This is a genomic window from Microcystis sp. T1-4, assembly GCF_000297435.1.
Classification (GTDB): Bacteria; Cyanobacteriota; Cyanobacteriia; order Cyanobacteriales; family Microcystaceae; genus Microcystis.
On sequence record NZ_CAIP01000195.1, the window covers coordinates 1 to 17,848 of the forward strand.

At 44.4% G+C, this 17,848-nt stretch carries 16 protein-coding genes and 1 pseudogene; 12 read left to right on the forward strand and 5 right to left on the reverse strand.

Annotated elements, in window-relative coordinates; genetic code table 11:
• On the reverse strand, nucleotides 1-1,300 hold a 1,300-nt coding region (hmpF, locus tag MICAI_RS12415; RefSeq protein ID WP_039900081.1), incomplete at its 3' end, for a pilus motility taxis protein HmpF.
• A 923-nt stretch (nucleotides 1,301-2,223) separates the two neighbouring features.
• On the opposite strand from hmpF, the pseudogene MICAI_RS25890 reads away from it, so the two are divergent.
• From MICAI_RS25890 to MICAI_RS12470, 11 genes and pseudogenes are all read left to right on the forward strand, one after another.
• A pseudogene (locus MICAI_RS25890) lies at nucleotides 2,224-3,263 on the forward strand (RNA-guided endonuclease InsQ/TnpB family protein).
• Between the two features lie 196 nt (nucleotides 3,264-3,459).
• The gene (locus tag MICAI_RS12425; RefSeq protein WP_008202346.1) at nucleotides 3,460-3,825 is read left to right on the forward strand and encodes a response regulator transcription factor; all 366 of its coding nucleotides are present in this window, start codon (nucleotides 3,460-3,462) and stop codon (nucleotides 3,823-3,825) included.
• A 91-nt stretch (nucleotides 3,826-3,916) separates the two neighbouring features.
• A complete protein-coding gene (locus MICAI_RS12430; RefSeq protein WP_008202348.1) occupies nucleotides 3,917-4,447 on the forward strand; it encodes a chemotaxis protein CheW in 531 nt (176 codons plus the stop codon).
• Between the two features lie 93 nt (nucleotides 4,448-4,540).
• Nucleotides 4,541-7,204, forward strand: coding sequence for a methyl-accepting chemotaxis protein (locus MICAI_RS12435; protein WP_008202350.1), 2,664 nt, complete (start codon nucleotides 4,541-4,543; stop codon nucleotides 7,202-7,204).
• A 73-nt stretch (nucleotides 7,205-7,277) separates the two neighbouring features.
• Nucleotides 7,278-8,489: a glycosyltransferase gene (locus MICAI_RS12440; RefSeq protein ID WP_008202352.1), complete on the forward strand. Its 1,212-nt coding sequence runs from the start codon at nucleotides 7,278-7,280 to the stop codon at nucleotides 8,487-8,489.
• Between the two features lie 235 nt (nucleotides 8,490-8,724).
• Entirely contained in the window at nucleotides 8,725-9,072 is a 348-nt protein-coding gene (locus MICAI_RS12445) for a rubredoxin (RefSeq protein WP_002757647.1), read from the forward strand.
• Between the two features lie 106 nt (nucleotides 9,073-9,178).
• Nucleotides 9,179-10,171, forward strand: coding sequence for a photosynthesis system II assembly factor Ycf48 (locus tag MICAI_RS12450; RefSeq protein WP_008202356.1), 993 nt, complete (start codon nucleotides 9,179-9,181; stop codon nucleotides 10,169-10,171).
• 78 nt (nucleotides 10,172-10,249) lie between these two features.
• A complete protein-coding gene (gene psbE, locus MICAI_RS12455; RefSeq protein WP_008202359.1) occupies nucleotides 10,250-10,495 on the forward strand; it encodes a cytochrome b559 subunit alpha in 246 nt (81 codons plus the stop codon).
• Nucleotides 10,496-10,520: 25 nt separating this feature from the next.
• Nucleotides 10,521-10,655, forward strand: coding sequence for a cytochrome b559 subunit beta (gene psbF, locus MICAI_RS12460; protein WP_002736175.1), 135 nt, complete (start codon nucleotides 10,521-10,523; stop codon nucleotides 10,653-10,655).
• 10 nt (nucleotides 10,656-10,665) lie between these two features.
• Complete coding sequence (locus MICAI_RS12465; RefSeq protein WP_002735805.1) at nucleotides 10,666-10,785, forward strand: photosystem II reaction center protein L; 120 nt, start codon at nucleotides 10,666-10,668, stop codon at nucleotides 10,783-10,785.
• 42 nt (nucleotides 10,786-10,827) lie between these two features.
• The gene (locus MICAI_RS12470) at nucleotides 10,828-10,947 is read left to right on the forward strand and encodes a photosystem II reaction center protein J (RefSeq protein WP_002736108.1); all 120 of its coding nucleotides are present in this window, start codon (nucleotides 10,828-10,830) and stop codon (nucleotides 10,945-10,947) included.
• 310 nt (nucleotides 10,948-11,257) lie between these two features.
• Here the strand turns inward: MICAI_RS12470 and psbB are convergent, their stop codons facing one another.
• The 3 genes from psbB to tatC form a co-directional block, all read right to left on the reverse strand.
• A complete protein-coding gene (gene psbB, locus MICAI_RS12475; RefSeq protein ID WP_002735904.1) occupies nucleotides 11,258-12,784 on the reverse strand; it encodes a photosystem II chlorophyll-binding protein CP47 in 1,527 nt (508 codons plus the stop codon).
• Nucleotides 12,785-13,167: 383 nt separating this feature from the next.
• Entirely contained in the window at nucleotides 13,168-13,479 is a 312-nt protein-coding gene (locus MICAI_RS12480) for a hypothetical protein (protein WP_002749272.1), read from the reverse strand.
• A gap of 283 nt (nucleotides 13,480-13,762) precedes the next feature.
• Nucleotides 13,763-14,524, reverse strand: coding sequence for a twin-arginine translocase subunit TatC (gene tatC, locus MICAI_RS12485; RefSeq protein ID WP_008202364.1), 762 nt, complete (start codon nucleotides 14,522-14,524; stop codon nucleotides 13,763-13,765).
• A gap of 256 nt (nucleotides 14,525-14,780) precedes the next feature.
• Between tatC and nadA the strand changes: the two genes are divergently transcribed.
• Nucleotides 14,781-15,740: a quinolinate synthase NadA gene (nadA, locus tag MICAI_RS12490; RefSeq protein ID WP_008202366.1), complete on the forward strand. Its 960-nt coding sequence runs from the start codon at nucleotides 14,781-14,783 to the stop codon at nucleotides 15,738-15,740.
• A 361-nt stretch (nucleotides 15,741-16,101) separates the two neighbouring features.
• Here nadA and MICAI_RS12495 read toward each other — a convergent pair whose 3' ends face one another.
• On the reverse strand, nucleotides 16,102-17,559 hold the full coding sequence (locus MICAI_RS12495) for a DASH family cryptochrome (protein WP_008202368.1): 1,458 nt from the start codon (nucleotides 17,557-17,559) through the stop codon (nucleotides 16,102-16,104).
• Nucleotides 17,560-17,848 lie beyond the last annotated feature (289 nt).

Sequence of the window (17,848 nt, forward strand, 5' to 3'; positions counted from 1 at the left end):
GCATTAATACTGGTTCAAAGCTACATTTTTGGGCATCTTCTGGGGATAAAATACCCTGTCTCCGCTGCAGAATTTTCAGATGTTGAGAGCGAATAGCTTGTCTTTCCTGGAGATTACGTCTTTGTCCGACCAAAGTGGCCGCCAGCATTGCTTTTTTTTCCTGTTCCTCGGCTAATTCTGCTTCTAAATTAGCTCGCTCGGATTCATCTATTGTGGCCATTCTTGCTTCTAATTCTTCCACGGTTTGGCATTGGAGAGTTAATTCTTCCTCTTGGTCGTTGACAAAAATTTCCCAGCGCTTGAGGTCTGTTTGTAAGTTCTTAACTAAGCTCTCCAATTCTTCTAAAGGCATTTTTTCAAGAGCTTCTAGATCGATTTTATCATCAAAATCTAGTTCTTCCCCTTGCAGGAGACGAAGGAGCATTTGTCGAGTAGAATCAGTGGTTTGTAGGGTGAGGTTAAGGCGCTCGAATAATTCCTGTTTGTGACTCAGAACGGTTTCTTGTATTTGTAATTGTATTTTAGCCGTTTCCAACCCACTGCGACTCGTCTGTAATTCCCTAGCTCTTTGTTCGAGATAATCGATCATTTCATCGTTGGCAACCTGACGATTTTCTACAGCTTTTTTCTGCTCCTCTAAACTCTGCCAACAACTATTTAAAATTGTCTGTTGTCCCTGCACGGATTCAAGAGTGGAATAGAGAATTTGTGAGGGAGAATTGCCCAGATCATGATTATTAGCTAAACGCTCCGCTAGAGAGCGAATAAATTGTTGTTGTTCCAGGGAAAGATTGGGGGAGAAGTTGTCATTTATTTGTCCTTCTTCCAGTTGTCGCTGTTGCTCGTTTAATTGTTGTTTTAGAGTTTCCAGTTCCTGTCTTTTGCGCTCTAAATACTCGAATTCTGCTTCTATTTGCTCAATTTGCTCGATTCTTGCCTCCATTTCCATTTTCTGGCGGTTGAGAATCTCGCTTTGATAGGTGAGGGATTGTTTCCACTGCTCGATTTTCTCTTGATCTTTCTTGCTACGCTCCATCAAACGGGAAATCTTTTGCAGTTGCCGCACCATCTCCGCTGCCGCTAATTCCGGGTTTCCTTGCAGTTGACGATTATTGCTCAAATTGACCAAGAGAAGCGCACCTTCAGCCAAGGGCTTAGTTTCGTCGTAGGTTAAGATATCTTCCTCCGGTATGGCGCTCCAAGTCTGATCCTTATGCTGACAGGCCAATAGTTTCAATTCGGTTTTGTAACCACCGATAAAACCTCTAGTCTGTTTTTTTACTTCTGCAAGGTATAGCACGAGTAGTCGTCCTCTATAATAAAAGTTTTTGTCATCAGTTTTAGAAAGAGTTGGCGATCGAGGGTAGGAGCGGCCTGTCTATGGTTTCAGTGTAACCATCCGATCCCAAAAATTTTTTCATTTCTATCATGGGAGTTTTTCTTTTTAATTCATACATTTGTTCTCAATTTTCCCTCTTCCCCACTGGAAAATTTTTGGAGATTTTTCAGAGCGAATTCACTGTGCTACTCTCAAAAAATTTGGCAGTCAATCTCATCAGCTGACCACACATCTAAATTATCGGTTAAGACGGCCTGAGAATGAGAAGCAAAGATAGAAAGCTAGACCTTTTGTACTAAAAATCTCCAGGGCTAGTTGAAATGCAGTCAAGCTTAGCGAAAAATATGTTACATAATTAGCTTATCAGATTTATTATTAGTGACAAGAGGAGGTAAGAGAGCGTTTCTGATCAAGAGGAAGTATGACGGCATTGGGCATCATCCCCAGACCACCAGCTACTGTTCCAGCCTTCCCCGGTTCCAGCCTTCCCCAAAACCCGAGACTTCCTACCTGACAATTAAGATAACTGCTTCTTCTAGACTAAAAGAAATAGGGTCTATTGGGGTAGATTCCGAGAAATTATGGAAGGAAGCTGCAATGAAATCGAGATTTGCAGTATTTTACTGGGGAATGTCCTCTAAAACCCTAAAACCTCACACCCAACCCCCAAACCCGAAAAAAAATCTCTTGGCTGGTCTTTTTTAACTTATTGTCAGCAGAATTCCCTCGCGCTTAGTGCCATGGCATGGGGCTTTTCAAGGGGCGAAGTAATTCGCGCCAGGGTTTCCCTCAGCGAAAATTTTGGGTCTGAAACCCCGTCGGAGAAGGACGGCTCGACTTTTTCAGTCTAACACTTCAGAGAAAAATGTGTTAAGATGTGAGCTATGGAAAAAGCCTATTCCTTTCGATTTTACCCCACCTCTCAACAAGAATCGCTCTGGCGACGCATCTTAGGCTGTGTAAGATTGGTTGACAACAAAGCTCTCCATGAAAGAACTCAAGGATGGTACGAACGACAAGAAAAAATCGGATATTCCCAAACTATTCAATGTTAAGCTCTTGGAAAAAGCCAGAAGATTTAGAGTTTTTAAATGAAGTTAGTTGCGTCCCTTTGTAACAAGGACTAAGACATTTACAAAACGCCTTTGCTAATTTTTTTTGCGGGTGGGGTCAACTATCCTAAATTCAAGCAAAAACATCAAGGAGGAAGTGCACAATTTACTAGGTCTGCTTTCCAATATAAAAATGGACAAATTTATTTAGCTAAATGTCAGAACCACTAGCAATTAGATGGTCACGGCAAATCCCAGAAGGTTGTGAACCAAGTACCGTAACAGTTAGGTTGCATCTATCGGGAAGATGGCATATCTCTAAAGGTAAGGAAGTAACAACCGTCAAAAAGCTAGAGGGAAAGTAGCTCAAGTTCACTCTAAAATCTCAAGAGGCCGTGAGGATTTTCTCCACAAGCGATCTCCTAAGATAGTTAACGAAAACCAAGTTATTGCTGTAGAAAACCTCAAGGTTAAAGCCATGGTACGCCATCATAATTTAGCTAAAGCCATTAGGGATTGTAGTTGGGGAATGTTTTGTCCAATGCTCAAATACAAGGCAGAATGGCAAGGAAAAACCTATAGGGAAGTTGATAGGTTTTTCCCTAGTTTTAAGACTTGTCATGTCTGTCTAAATCAAGTGGGTAGTTTGTCCCTTAATATTAGAACATGGACTTGTGTATATTGTCAGACAACTGATGACCGGGACATCAAAGGGGCGATAAATATCAGAAATGAAGCCTTACGGAGCTTGTCGTTAGGAAAAGCGCGATACTGCCTATAGAGGGGCTGTAAGACCAAAAACTGGGCGTAAGTCCGTCTTGAGGCAATCCCCTGTGAAAGAGGAAGCTTTCAACTCCGTTAAGAGTAGTTAGCCAGTGGAATGGGGAGCTATAGAGATGAAACCCGAAAGAGTCAATCAAGTCCTTGTTTAGGGGGAAAACCCCCAATAAATTTCAGATTACGTTGGAGGCAAAAATGGGAGCAATTTCGGAGCATCGGGTCAACGGGAGCTATTATCGGGCATCTTTTGCCATTGTTGTCCTTGGCAGCCTAGCTAGGTAGGGAGTTATGAGCGAAATATTGCTGGTAGAAGACAGCCAAACGCAACGGGAACTGATCTGTGGTCTGCTCCGTAATAGCGGCATTAAGGTCACGATCGCCACGGATGGGGTAGAAGCCCTCGAATATATCCAGAGAGGCAATCCCGATCTCGTCATTCTCGATATCGTCATGCCCCGCATGAATGGTTACGAGGTCTGTCGTCGTCTCAAGTCGGATGCAAAAACCCAAAATATCCCGGTGGTCATCTGTTCCTCAAAAGGGGAAGTCTTTGATCGCTATTGGGGTATGAAAATCGGAGCCGATGCCTACATTGTCAAACCCTTTGAACCGATTGAGTTCATTTATACGATTAAACAACTGCTGCGCCGATAAAATTGCCCTTTCCGGGGACAATCTAACTATGGCATAGGTCAAGACAGTTAAAAACGCCACCCGAACTATTAATTGCAAGAGAACGAAACTGATGCTTAACAACGCCGATTTTTTTACTGGTAACGCTGAAAATATCGCCCCCGACAATCAGGAATTAGAAACTCCCGTCGGTGAACTGTACTTGCGATTTTATCTACCCTCTCAGGACGAGTTTGCCCTGAGTGCCGTGGGCATTGGCGAGGTGATACAGCAACCACTCGATCGCATTACCCCCATTCCCAATGCTTCACCCTTGCTCCTCGGCACGATCAATCTCCGGGGTCAAGTGATCTGGGTGGCGGATCTAGGGCAATTTTTGGGGGATAGCAGCCCCTTAAACACCGATCGAGCCGAAATTCCCATAATTGCCATCGAAGAAGAGGAAACGATCCTCGGTTTAGGGGTGGAACGTTTGGGAGATATGGAATGGCTCGACCCAGAGCAACTAGGTAGTGCCGCCAGCATTCCCGCTCCGATCGCCCCCTATGTGCAGGGAGAGTGGATTCTAGAGCAAGAATCAAAAAAAACCTTAAGACTACTAGATTATCTGGCCATAATCCGTTCTGCCCGTTGGGCAGCTTAAAACCTGAAAAAAATAGCAGAATAAGATTTATAGCAATTCTTTCTTTAAGCTACTAACTACTTCACCACTTTAACTTTACTAGGGGAGGGGCAAATGCCGTCAGGGACAGAATACGCGAAACTCTATGGAAAGGCTAACACCGCCTATTGCCAGGGCAACCTTGAGGATGCCGCCCTCATCGTCAAAGAGATGAGCAGCAAGTATCCCGAGGATGCCAATGTCATCCTTTTACAGGGCCACATTCATCTAGGACTACAACAATACAGCTTGGCAGAGGAACGTTACGAAACGGTGCTGCGATTGGCTAAAAATTCCACCAGTCGCTCCGATCTGGTGGATTATGCCAGACGAGGTCTCGATCAGATTCGGCAATTGGGTTTTGAAGTCGAGGGGGGAGATTTTACGATCGCTGCTACGGAAAGCATTGCCTACAGCGAGGCAGCTTTCGATCCGGGTCAAGGTTTTAAGCATTCTCGGTCTGGAAAGTCGCAAGGGGCTGACCCCGATTGGCAAAATAAAGGGATGGATTGGAATAGTAGTCTTTTCAATGAGGAGGATCCCGGCGAGCCTACGGTCAGTAAAGTCCATTCCTATGACGATGATTTTGAAGAATCGGAGGAAACCGGCTTTAGTTCCCTTACCCTAACCAGTTTAGGTTCCTCCGATTCCCAAAGGTCTGACGATTCTGTGGGGGGGGAACCCCCTTTCTCCTTTTTAGAAGCGGCGGAGATTGACTCGCTGCCGGAAGAGTGGGACGGTGAGTTAGGGTCAACGGGAGAGGCCACTTTTATGGTTTCCTCTGACCTGGGGGAAAATCCCCTCACCGGTCGAGATCAGGGGTTATCCTATAGCGATACCCGAGAAGAAAGCGCTTTTGCCATCGACCGACAATCGACCCAGGGACAAGGGGCAAAAACTGGCCTTAATCAGGGCAGAGTCACTCAAAACAGATACCAAGAGGAAGACACTGGAGATTTTAGGGGACCTGAACTCAATGATGAGGATTTAGACAGTTTTTCCCCACTGGGTCTGACGGATAGGATGCAAGGACTGGGGGAATCGGAGCTATTTACCCGTTTGGGAGAGGAAGCTTTAAGTGTTGGTTTTGTCCCCGAACCCAGTGGGCTCCTTAATGCCAGTTCTGGTGTAGGAGAGCCTAGTTTTAATCCTTCTCGTCTAAAAATACCCAATGACAAAAGAGATAGTCATCTTGCCCATGGTTCCGATCGCTTGCTCAAGCCAGTGGTGGAAGTCAATCCGGGCAAATTAGCCTTTTTTGTCAATGCTTCTTTGGGCAAAAAACAACTAATCCTAGCGGCTTTAGCGGGCATTACCCCTGTAATCTTAATTTTTGCCGTTAGTACCACCTCTTGGCTTTCTACGCTCTTGGCTGCCAAACCAGCCCCGAATAGCCGGGCAAAAACCGAAAAAGTTGCCCCCAAACCAGCCCCCGCCAGCCTTTCTCCTTTTAGTCAACCGGTACTAACCATGATGTTACTAACCGGACTGGGAACCCTGGCCGTGACTTGGCTAGGTTTACAGTTGCTCATTAGTCAGATTAAGCGCAGTCTCAACGATTTGCAAAGCCAATTCGATTATCTCTCGGAAGGTAATGTTAACACTCAAGCGACGATCTACTCGGAAGATGAATTCGGTCAACTGGCCAATCGTTTCAATCAGATGGCCCGGGTGGTGGTAACTACCACCACCGAGGCCCAACGTCGCGCCGCCGAAACGGAACGGGAACGGGAAGACCTACAACGGCAGGTGATTCGACTGCTCGATGATGTGGAAGGAGCGGCTCGGGGGGATCTAACCGTGGAGGCGGAGGTAAGCGCCGATGTTTTAGGGGCGGTGGCCGATGCTTTTAATTTGACTATCCAAAACCTGCGGGAAATTGTCCGACAGGTAAAAAAAGCGGCCAAACAGGTGAATCAAGGCAGTACCAATAGTGAATCTTTCGCCCGCAATCAGTCTAGCGATGCCCTGCGGATGGCGGAGGAATTGGCCGTCACCCTTAATTCGGTACAGATGATGACCGACTCAATTCAACGGGTGGCAGAAAACGCCAGAGAAGCCGAAGAAGTCGCCCGCACTTCTTCGATTACCGCCCTGAAGGGGGGCGATTCCGTGGAAAGAACCGTGGCGGGAATTCTGCAAATCCGCGACACCGTATCAGAAACGGCCCGAAAAGTCAAGCGTTTGGCGGAAGCTTCCCAGGAAATCTCGAAAATTGTCGCGGTAGTCTCTCAGATTGCCTCGCGCACTAATTTATTGGCTCTTAATGCCTCGATTCAAGCGGCGCGAGCAGGAGATGCGGGCCGCGGTTTTGCGGTGGTGGCCGATGAGGTGCGTCAGTTGGCCGATAGAGCCGCTAAATCTCTTAAGGAAATTGAACAGATCGTTTTACAGATTCAATCGGAAACGGGTTCGGTAATGATGGCAATGGAGGAGGGGATTCAACAGGTTATCGATGTCACCGAGCGCTCGGAACAGGCCAAGAAGTCCCTAGAAGATATTATCCAAGTTTCTAACCGCATCGATACGCTGGTGCGCTCGATTACCGCGGATACGGTCAAACAACGGGAAAATTCCCTCAATGTCGCCCAAGTTATGCAGTCGGTGGAGTTAACCGCTCAGGAAACTTCCCAAGAATCCCAACGGGTGGCCGGTTCTCTGCAAAAATTGGTTAGTATCTCCCGGGAGCTGCTTTCTTCAGTAGAACGGTTTAAGGTAGACTCGGAAGATGATCGATAATCGGTGAGCGGTAATCGGTGAGTTATCGATTGGCCGCTATCCCTCAAGATTGACCGCTAGGGTGAGTAAAGTTATGCCTAAACTTAGTCTCTGTATGATTGTCAAAAATGAAGCCGAAAATCTCCGGCGCTGTTTGGATAGCGTTAAAGAGGTGGTGGATGAGATGATCGTTATGGATACGGGTTCGACCGATGATACGATTGCTATTGCTCAAAGTTACGGTGCCATAGTTCCTAGCTACGATTGGCAGGGTAATTTTTCCGATGCCAGAAATGCGGCTTTAAAATATGTTACTGGCGATTGGATTTTAGTTCTTGATGCCGATGAAGAATTAAATCCCGCTATCGTGCCGAAAATGCGGCGGGCAATGGAAAAAGAGGAAAATTTAGTTATTAATTTAATCCGCCATGAAATCGGAGCCGTACAATCACCCTATTCTCTAATTTCTAGACTATTTCGCCGACATCCTCAAGTCACTTTTACCCGGCCCTATCACTCAATTATTGATGACAATGTGGCCATTTTATTAAAAAAAGAGCCAGATTGGAAAATAGTTGAACTGCCAGAAATTGCCATCTTTCACTACGGTTACACTGTTGATAAAATAGCCAGCTTAGATAAGTTTGAACGGGCAAGAAAGGCGATGGAGGGCTTTTATCAGCAACATCCCCACGATCCCTATGTGTGTAGTAAATTGGGAGGGTTATATCTGGAGATTGGCAGGGATAAAGAGGGTTTTAAGCTGCTCAAACATGGTTTAAAATGCCATGGCTCTAATCCGCATATTTTATACGAGTTATATTATCATCTCGCTAATTATTATTATTCAGTGGAGGAATTTAAGCAATCAGCAGATAATTTTATTAAGGCGATTAAGCAGCCAATTTTAGATAAATTAAAACTGGGTGCTTATAATAATTTCGGTGGGTTATTATACGAAGCAGAAAACTACGAAGCTGCCTTATCTGTCTTTGAGAAAACCGTAGAAATTGATCCTAGCTATGCCGATGGTTACTATAATTTAGGACTGGTTCTCAAACAACTGCATCGGCTACCAGAATCGATTAAAGCTTATAAAAAAGCTCTCAAGTTAAACCCCGATAATCCCGCTATTTACCAAAATCTAGGGGTGGCTTATATAACTTTCGGTAATTATAATGAGGCGATCAAGATTTGGCAAAAAGGCCTACAATTATTGAAAGATCAGGGTAATTTCTCTCGCGCTGAAATGCTACAAGAAACCCTAAAAGCTTTGGGAGCAAGTGTATTGAGGGATGAACAGTAACTGTTAACCGTTGTCGCGAAAATCAGGGTAAATAGCTCAAATATAAACTTAATAAAGTTTTAATAGACATTTAAGCCCTAATAGATTAATTTTACTTTTTTTCAAGCCGATATGCTGTCTCGCTAATCCTTGTCAAGCTTGAAAACTGGCTATTCTCTTGTGGGTTGGCCGTGAGAGGGGTCAATTTTCAAGGATAATTTGTAACAGAGTGTTGAAAATTCCTTTAATCTTAGTTATGAGCGATCGCCCACCAGAACTAACCCTAGCCGACCAGGCCCCTGCCAACTACGAATGTCGCTCCTGCGGCTACGTTTACGACCCCAGCAAGGGAGATAGTAAAACCAACACTCCCGCTGGAACCCCCTTCGAGGAATTGCCAGAAACGTGGCGCTGTCCCGTGTGTGGTGTGCGTCGTTCCCAATTTATCAACATCGGAGCTAAAGATGCTCCTTCGGGATTCCAAGAAAATCTTAGCTATGGTTTTGGAGTCAACCGTCTGACTCCCGCACAAAAAAATATTTTGATTTTCGGGGCTTTAGCGCTAGGATTTGTTTTCTTTATTAGTTTATATGGTTTAAACTAACTCAAGCACTCATTATCTTTAATCCAACGGCTCTTATGAGTCTGTTACCCATCGGGTACAAACCTTAATCCCTCCCGATTCCTTGACCAATACCTCTGAACCATTGATGAGAAAACTGAAACAATTCGTAATAGTTCTAGCTGTAGCCTTTTTCTGCTTTAGCTGTAGTAATGTGCCATCCCTGAGCAGTAGTCCTTGGCAAATCCTCACCCTCGACACTGACTCCACTTTTGCCGATATCGCCTTTACCGACGACTCGCAGCACGGTTGGTTAGTGGGGACCAAATCTACCCTCTTTGAAACCACCGATGGAGGGGACAGTTGGCAGCAAAAAGTCCTCAACCTTGGCGACGAAAAAGTTAGCTTTAGCGCCGTCAGTTTCCACGACCAAGAGGGTTGGATTGTCGGTAAACCCTCGATTCTTCTCCATAGCGAAGACGGGGGCAGCAGCTGGTCTCGTATCCCCTTAAGTGAAAAATTACCCGGTTCTCCCTACGGAATTATCGCTCTGAACGACAAAACCGCCGAAATGGTCACGGATTTAGGTGCTATCTACCGCACCAAAGACGGAGGCAAAACTTGGCAAGCTTTAGTGGAAGGTGCTGTGGGTGTGGCCCGGACAATTGTTCGTTCCCATGATGGTAAATATGTGGCCGTTTCCGCACGCGGTAACTTTTATTCCACCTGGGAACCGGGGTCAACAGAATGGCAACCCCACAATCGTCTTTCTTCCCGCCGTTTACAAAAAGTCGGTTATGGTGAAAAAGGGGAACTGTGGGCCCTGGCCCGGGGTGGTCAACTACAATTTACTAGCCCCAATGATCTCGATACATGGGAAGATAAGGTATTCCCCGAGTTTTCCACCAGTTGGGGACTTTTGGACCTCAACTACCGCACCCCCGAAGAAATTTGGGTCGCTGGTGGTAGCGGCAATCTCTTGGTCAGTGATGACGGCGGCCAGTCTTGGCAAAAAGATCGCGCGGTGGAAAGTGTCCCCTCCAATCTCTATCGAATTGTTTTTATCAATTCCGACAAGGGTTTTGTCTTGGGACAAGATGGGGTTTTACTGAAATATAATCCCCCTAGCGAACCGGCCTAAAACTTGTCTCAGGGTCAACAAAGTCTCTATTATAGAGATTGAATTTTTCAAGTCCTATCATTCCGAGGAGAACCGTCCATGTCAGGTAGTACCGGCGAACGTCCTTTTGGCGATATCGTTACCAGTATTCGTTACTGGATTATCCATAGCATCACCATCCCCATGCTCTTTATCGCGGGTTGGTTATTCGTGAGTACCGGTTTGGCTTACGATGTTTTTGGCACTCCCCGTCCCGATGAGTATTACACTCAAGAGCGTCAAGAATTACCGATCATTAATGATCGCTTTGAGGCCAAAAATCAAATCGATCAGTTTAATCAGTAGTTTACTTTAATTAAGGATAAAAACAATGGCTAGTGGTAATCCCAATCAACCCATTTCTTACCCCATTTTCACCGTTCGCTGGTTGGCAGTTCATACCTTAGCGGTCCCCACTGTCTTCTTTATCGGTGCAATTGCGGCAATGCAGTTTATTCAACGCTAGGAGAACAATTATGGAAAGAACACCTAATCCGAATCGGCAAGCCGTCGAGTTAAATCGTACTTCTCTTTATCTAGGTTTACTCCTAGTTGCTGTCTTGGGAATTTTATTTTCCAGCTATTTCTTTAACTAATTAGTCCCGATTTATTGTCATCGCAATTAGGAGGTGTTATTCATGTTCGCAGAAGGTCGTATTCCTTTGTGGTTAGTCGCCACCATCGCCGGTCTAGGCGTTATCGCCGTGCTTGGTCTTTTCTTCTACGGAGCTTACGCTGGTTTAGGTTCCTCTATGTAATTCCATTACGGGTAATTTCCCCCAGCAAAAAGCCGTTAGTTATTTCTATAACTAGCGGTTTTTTCAGTATTCGGTGAAAAGTAAAGCTCGATCGAACTTTATACTAATACTAAATCCGTTGAGTAACGCACAGAAAACGGGTTTCTCGGAGAAACCCGTTTTCTACTCATGCACTCATGCAAAAAGGGGAGAATAAATAATCAGTCTTTAATAACCAGATTTAGTATAAATCCGTTTTTAATAGTGTGATTAACAAAAAAAAGGAGTCAAAGACTTGACTCCTTTAGTTATATGGATGATTTAGCTAAAACTAAACTTCTTGTTTACGAGTGCTAAGATCACCCAATTTTTGGAATAAACCGAATTCCACTTGTTCTTCCAGATCTGGATCGACCCCGGCGAATACGTCGCGGTAGATGGTACGAGAACCGTGCCAGATGTGACCGAAGAAGAATAGTAAAGCAAAGACAGCATGACCGAAAGTAAACCAACCTCTCGGAGAAGTGCGGAATACCCCGTCAGACTTCAGGGTTTCGGTGTCAAACTCGAAAGCTTCACCGAGTTGCGCTCTACGGGCAAATTTCTTCACATCAGCAGGATCGCTGAACACCTGACCATCGAGAGAGCCACCGTAGAAAGAAACGGTAACACCACTTTGTTCGATACTCAGTTTCGATTCCGCACGACGGAAAGGAATATCAGCGCGAACGATACCTTCCGAGTCAGTCAGGACAACGGGGAAGGTTTCAAAGAAGTTAGGCATCCGACGCACGCTAAGGACGCGACCTTCGCCATCTTTGAAAACAGGGTGTCCTAACCAAGATTTAGCGATACCGTCACCGCTATCCATGGCACCAGTACGGAATAAACCACCTTTAGCGGGGCTATTACCGACATAATCATAGAAAGCCAGTTTTTCGGGGATTGCTTGGTAAGCTTCGGCGATGGTGGCCCCATTGGCGATGCTGGCCTCCACACGACGCTCAATTTCTTCTTGGAAATAGCCCTTATCCCATTGGTAACGGGTCGGGCCAAAGAGTTCGATCGGGGTGGTAGCATTACCGTACCACATGGTTCCAGCCACGACGAAAGCGGCAAAGAAAACGGCGGCGATACTGCTAGAAAGAACCGTTTCGATATTACCCATTCTCAAGGCTTTATAGAGTCTTTCGGGGGGACGAACGGTTAAATGGAATAAACCGGCGATAATCCCGACGATACCCGCAGCAATGTGGTGAGCTACCACACCCCCGGGGTTAAAGGGGTTAAAACCAGCCGGTCCCCATTCGGGAGCTACGGGCTGCACATGACCAGTTAAACCGTAGGCATCGGAAACCCACATCCCGGGACCCCAAAGGCCTGTTTGATGGAAAGCACCGAAACCAAAGCAAAGTAAACCGGATAAGAACAGGTGAATACCGAACATTTTCGGCAAATCGAGGGCAGATTCGCCCGTGCGGGGATCGACGAATAATTCTAAATCCCAGAAAACCCAGTGCCAAACCGCCGCTAGGAATAGCAGACCAGATAAGACGATATGAGCGGCAGCAACGCCTTCAAAAGACCAGAAACCGGGGTCAACACCAGTTTCGCCGGTGACGCTCCAGCCACCCCAAGAACCAGTGACACCTAAACGGGCCATGAAGGGCAGCACGAACATTCCTTGCCGCCACATCGGGTTTAATACGGGGTCACTGGGGTCGAAAATAGCAAGCTCATAGAGGGCCATGGAGCCAGCCCAACCCGCTACCAGTGCGGTGTGCATCAGGTGAACGGAAATTAAACGGCCCGGGTCGTTGAGAACGACTGTGTGTACTCGATACCAAGGTAGTCCCATTGACTACGCTCCTCCTATTGACAATTTAGTGTCCACTTAGACGCTTTTTATATTCAGGGTCAAAATATAAGCCCAACACTCTCGACTGTTAAGTGCAAGAGTTAGCCGACCTACATTATCCCTTGAAAAGTGTATCTATTCTAAAGAAGTGTAACTATTGTTAGAACAGATTTCAAGTCTTTGCGATCGATCTTCCGCCAGAATATTCCAGATAGGGGTGTGGGGTGTGGGGTGTGGGGTGTGGGGTGTGGGGTGTGGGGTGTGGGGAGAATAAATAAAAATAATCTCCCGTCTCCTGAATCCTAACTCCTGAATCCTAACTCCTGAATCCTGACTCCTGATAACTGATCACTGATCACTGATAACTGATCACTGATTACTGATTACTTCCTCAGCAATTCTTCGGCATTTTGCAGGATTTCGAGGACTTGTTCGGCACTAATCAAGCGTTTTAGCACCACTTGCCCGATGGTGGGGACAGTATCGGCAATTTCGGCACTCTTGGGGGCAACTTCCACCATAATCACGGCTTCTTCCACCTTATAAAGCCATAAAACCTGTTCTCCCTCTAAAATACCGATATTTAATCGCTCTATCTGCGGTGGTCGTCGCCAACTACTCGCGTGATCCCACAAACCGCCAAATTCCCACACCCGTCCTATTGTCCAACCTGCCGTTAAGAAAAAATATTTCACTTTGTTACTCAATCTAGAATCAATCTCTAGCTTTCTGGCTTAATTAGTTTTCAGCCGTCAAATTTTATCAGCTTTTTAGCCCTCAGCCATCAGCCGGAATAGGCAATAGGCAATGGGCAATGGGCAATGGGCAATGGGCAATGGGCAATGGGCAATGGGCAATGGGCAATGGGCAATAGGCAAAAGTCAGCTTTGTTCTCCCTGCTCCCCGCTCGTCAATTCATAATTCATAATTCATAATTCATAATTCCCACTCCTGTCTCCTATGACGGCTAATAGCTAGTTAACGTCCCGTTAATTTCACCACCCCAATGCCCCCAAAGTATAGACCCAAGACCGCCCCTGCTAACAGGGATTGGGTGAGAGGATCTGTGGAAGGGGTTAAAATCGCGCCTAAAATCACCGCCCCTAAAACCACGAAACGCCAGCCCGATAACATCGTTTGCGAGGAAATAATGCCTAAAAAGCTCAAAATCAATTGAATAACGGGAATTTGAAAGGCGATGCCGGTACTAAACAGTAAAAGTAAGACAAATTCAAAATAGCGCTCGATCGACCAAGCTTGTTCGACCACTTCCGCCCCATAACTGACAAAAAAGTTTAAAGCGGCGGGAATCAGGGCAATATAGGCAAAAAATAAACCGGCAAAAAATAAAACACTCGATCCTAAGACTACTGGGACAATTAAACGCCGTTCGCGACGGGTTAACCCCGGCAGCACAAAGAGGATAATTTGCAAGAGAATGACCGGACTAGCCACCAGTATGCCGCTATATCCAGCTACTTTTAGGGAGACGAAAAAAAATTCTCCTGGGGCCAACTGCAAAAATTTTACCCCTTGGGCGGGGACTTCCAGCACTTGTACTAGGGGTTTAACGAAGATAAAACATCCCACCGCACCCACAGCCACGGCAATTAAACTATAAAAAATCCGCCGCCGCAACTCCTCCAAGTGGTCAAACAAGGACATTTCCACTTCTCCGGGTAACTCATCGAGATATTCGGGACTGTCTGGGGGCGGGGTTTTTACTTCTGTCGATGACATGGCTTTGGCTCGATCGTTCTCTACTCAAGCCTTTATCCTAGCATTGTTGACCCTTGGCCTTGAATCAGTTATCAGTTATCAGTTACCAGTTATCAGATGTGAGTTTTTAGTGGACAGTTTTAATCGGGGGTCAGTATTCAGCTTTTATTTATTCTCCCTGCTCCCCATCTCCCCACTTCCCCACTCCCCTTAAAAAAAATTTGCTATGATATAGGGACTTGTTTAGTATTTGGTAAAAATAACCATAAGTGCCACCGTGTTCACAACTGTTCAACCCGCAAATCGATCGAGCTTACCTGATGACCTATTTACGGCAATTAAAGAGCTTAAACGACAATTAAACGCCGTTATTCTGGCTCACTACTATCAAAATTCTGACATACAGGATATAGCTGATTATATTGGTGATTCTCTAGGTTTATCCCAACAGGCTGCCCAAACGCCAGCAGATGTGATCGTATTTGCGGGGGTTCACTTCATGGCAGAAACAGCTAAAATCTTAAATCCAGATAAGTTGGTATTGCTGCCAGATTTAGATGCGGGATGTTCTTTAGCTGATAGTTGTCATCCTGAAGATTTTGCTCGTTTTAAAGCCCAATATCCCGATCATATCGTGATTTCCTATATTAATTGCAGTGCAGAAATTAAAGCCATGAGTGATATTATCTGCACCAGTTCCAATGCAGTCAAAATAGTTAACAAAATCCCTGCCCATCAACCGATTATCTTCGCTCCTGATCGCAATTTAGGCCGTTACGTTAGCCAGCAAACTGGTAGAGATTTAGTTCTCTGGCAGGGTAGTTGTATTGTCCATGAAACTTTTTCCGAACGCAAGATAATAGAATTAAAAGTCGCCCATCCAGAAGCAAAAATTATCGCCCATCCTGAGTGTGAATCATCGGTTTTACGCCATGCCGATTATATTGGTTCCACGACGGCACTATTAAATTATTCTCTAAAAAGTTCTGAAAAAACCTTTATTGTCGTCACAGAACCGGGGATTATTCACCAGATGCAAAAATCCGCCCCAGAGAAACTATTTATCCCCGCACCAGCTTTAAATAACTGTGCTTGTAATGAGTGTCCCTACATGAGACTGAACACTCTCGAAAAATTGTATCTCTGTATGGGAGATAAAACTCCAGAAATTACTATTTCTGAAGATTTAAGAATTAAGGCACTGTTGCCGATTCAAAGAATGTTAGAAATGTCTTAATCAGTTATCAGTGATCAGTTATCAGTTATCAGATGGCGCAATAATATTATTGTAGGGGCGAATTGCATTCGCCCTCTTTTAATAACTTCTGCTGCTCACCAATATGGGAGAGAAAGTTACCAATATGAGATGCAGCCTGTCAGTTTTCAGTTCATTAGACATATCCAAAAATCATAACTCAATCAGAGCTTGCTTTGATAATTTGTACTAATTAGTAGTTCGGCACTAAAATATATATCTGTCTTTGCTAATTCAATTTAACTGAAAAAATCTGGGGACATTAAAATCATTTTTATTTGGGTAAGTTGCTTGTCTAGACAAAATTTTAGTCTTGAGATAATATTAGGTAGAAGTCCACTGATTACTGATTACTGAAATGCTGAAGATAAATTTTTTCATTGTGTTTGATGGATTGAAAAAAATCGACAATGGGACGAGGATAATTAACCCCTAAAATCACGGCATAACGCTTTTGTTCCTCTGGGAATAATTTATAGGGTTCGTGAATTTTATCGCCTTTTATTAGGGCTAATTCGGGCAACCAGTGACGTAAATAATCACCTTTGGGATCATAATCTCTCGACTGTTTAGGGATATTAAAATAACGAAATCCTCGCGCATCATTGCCGACACCAGCAGTGTAATTCCAATTACCCCAATTACTACAGACATCGTAATCAATTAATAATGACTCGAACCATTCTGCTCCTAGTCGCCAATCAATACCGAGATTTTTGGTCAGAAAACTAGCGACATTTTGCCGGCCACGATTTGACATAAATCCTGTAGCGCCTAATTCTCTCATATTAGCATCTACAAGGGGATAACCAGTTTTTCCCTCACACCAGAGATTAAATCTTTCCCAATCTTCTAACCAAGATAAATTAAGTTTTTGCAAACCAGATTGATAGAAGATTTTATTGCCGTGTTTACTGCAAATAAATCGGAAAAAATCTCGCCATAATAATTCAAAAATCAGCCAATAGGTAGAGTCATTTTTTACTCTTGTTTGCTCATATTTTTTTACTTCCTCATAGATATAACGGGGGGAAAGACAGCCACAACTTAACCAAGCTGAGAATTTTGAGGAATAATTAGTCCCTAACATTTCATTGCGGGTTTCCTTATAGGTTTTTAAGGAATCACTATCCCAAATATATTCTTTAACCCGTGATTTTCCTGCCATTTCACCCCCTTGAAACGACAAAACACCTCCCTGGTCTAAAATTGGTTCTGTTAAGCCCAAATCGTTTAAAATCGGAAGATTTCCCCAATCTATTTTAGGTAATTTTGTCAACTTTTTAGGGGTGGGATAAGTTGTTCTTATTTCCCAATGACGTTCTACTTGTTTACGAAAATTAGTAAATAATTCTGGCAGTTGATGAATGGTAAAAGGTAAGTCATCAGGATGATATAAAGTGGCTGTCCAAAAAGTTTTTATCTGCACGGGAAACCCAGATAAAGCCTTATTTACAGCTTTTTCTACCGCTAATTCCTCTGCTGTCACCTCTTGATGATAATAAACCCTGGCTATCTGCAATTCTTGAACTAATTGCGGGATAAGTTCTTCTGGTTTTCCCCGTCGGATAATTAAATTACCGCCTAAACTTTCCAGAGATTGTCGCAAATCTGCTACGCTTTCTAATAAAAATTTAGCCCGGAACTTGCCAGTTTTTGGAAACCCGTAGGAAGTAAAACCAAATTGACGCTCATCAAAACAATAGAAGGGAATTATCTCGAATTGTTCTTGAACAGCTTGATAAATTGCCTCGTGATCGTGAACACGCAGATCATTGCGATACCAAATTAAAACCCGCATTTAACATCAATTAAAAGTTGATAAGTAGTTGGATAAAAGTAAAGTTAACTGTGGGGGTAAGGAGTCGGTCGTCAGGAGTCGGTCGTCAGTCCCGATGCAACAAGTTAGACCGTCAAGCATGAAAGTAGTACCTACTTCCCACTTCCCACTTCCCACTTTCCAGTCAGGAGTCAGTAAGAATTGCGACAATTTACATTTCTTAAGATAGACAACAGAATTTATGTCCGACTACTTAACTGATCAATAAGTAGTTAGGTGTTAAAAACCATCAGACACCCCCCTTATTAAG

Excerpts from the sequence above, each read along its gene's own strand:
- MICAI_RS12425 (WP_008202346.1), top strand. The coding sequence starts at position 3,460 with ATGAGCGAAATATTGCTGGTAGAAGACAGCCAAACGCAACGGGAACTG.
- MICAI_RS12430 (WP_008202348.1), top strand. The coding sequence starts at position 3,917 with ATGCTTAACAACGCCGATTTTTTTACTGGTAACGCTGAAAATATCGCC.
- MICAI_RS12435 (WP_008202350.1), top strand. The coding sequence starts at position 4,541 with ATGCCGTCAGGGACAGAATACGCGAAACTCTATGGAAAGGCTAACACC.
- MICAI_RS12440 (WP_008202352.1), top strand. The coding sequence starts at position 7,278 with ATGCCTAAACTTAGTCTCTGTATGATTGTCAAAAATGAAGCCGAAAAT.
- MICAI_RS12445 (WP_002757647.1), top strand. The coding sequence starts at position 8,725 with ATGAGCGATCGCCCACCAGAACTAACCCTAGCCGACCAGGCCCCTGCC.
- MICAI_RS12450 (WP_008202356.1), top strand. The coding sequence starts at position 9,179 with ATGAGAAAACTGAAACAATTCGTAATAGTTCTAGCTGTAGCCTTTTTC.
- psbE (WP_008202359.1), top strand. The coding sequence starts at position 10,250 with ATGTCAGGTAGTACCGGCGAACGTCCTTTTGGCGATATCGTTACCAGT.
- psbF (WP_002736175.1), top strand. The coding sequence starts at position 10,521 with ATGGCTAGTGGTAATCCCAATCAACCCATTTCTTACCCCATTTTCACC.
- MICAI_RS12465 (WP_002735805.1), top strand. The coding sequence starts at position 10,666 with ATGGAAAGAACACCTAATCCGAATCGGCAAGCCGTCGAGTTAAATCGT.
- MICAI_RS12470 (WP_002736108.1), top strand. The coding sequence starts at position 10,828 with ATGTTCGCAGAAGGTCGTATTCCTTTGTGGTTAGTCGCCACCATCGCC.
- psbB (WP_002735904.1), bottom strand. The coding sequence starts at position 12,784 with ATGGGACTACCTTGGTATCGAGTACACACAGTCGTTCTCAACGACCCG.
- tatC (WP_008202364.1), bottom strand. The coding sequence starts at position 14,524 with ATGTCATCGACAGAAGTAAAAACCCCGCCCCCAGACAGTCCCGAATAT.
- MICAI_RS12495 (WP_008202368.1), bottom strand. The coding sequence starts at position 17,559 with ATGCGGGTTTTAATTTGGTATCGCAATGATCTGCGTGTTCACGATCAC.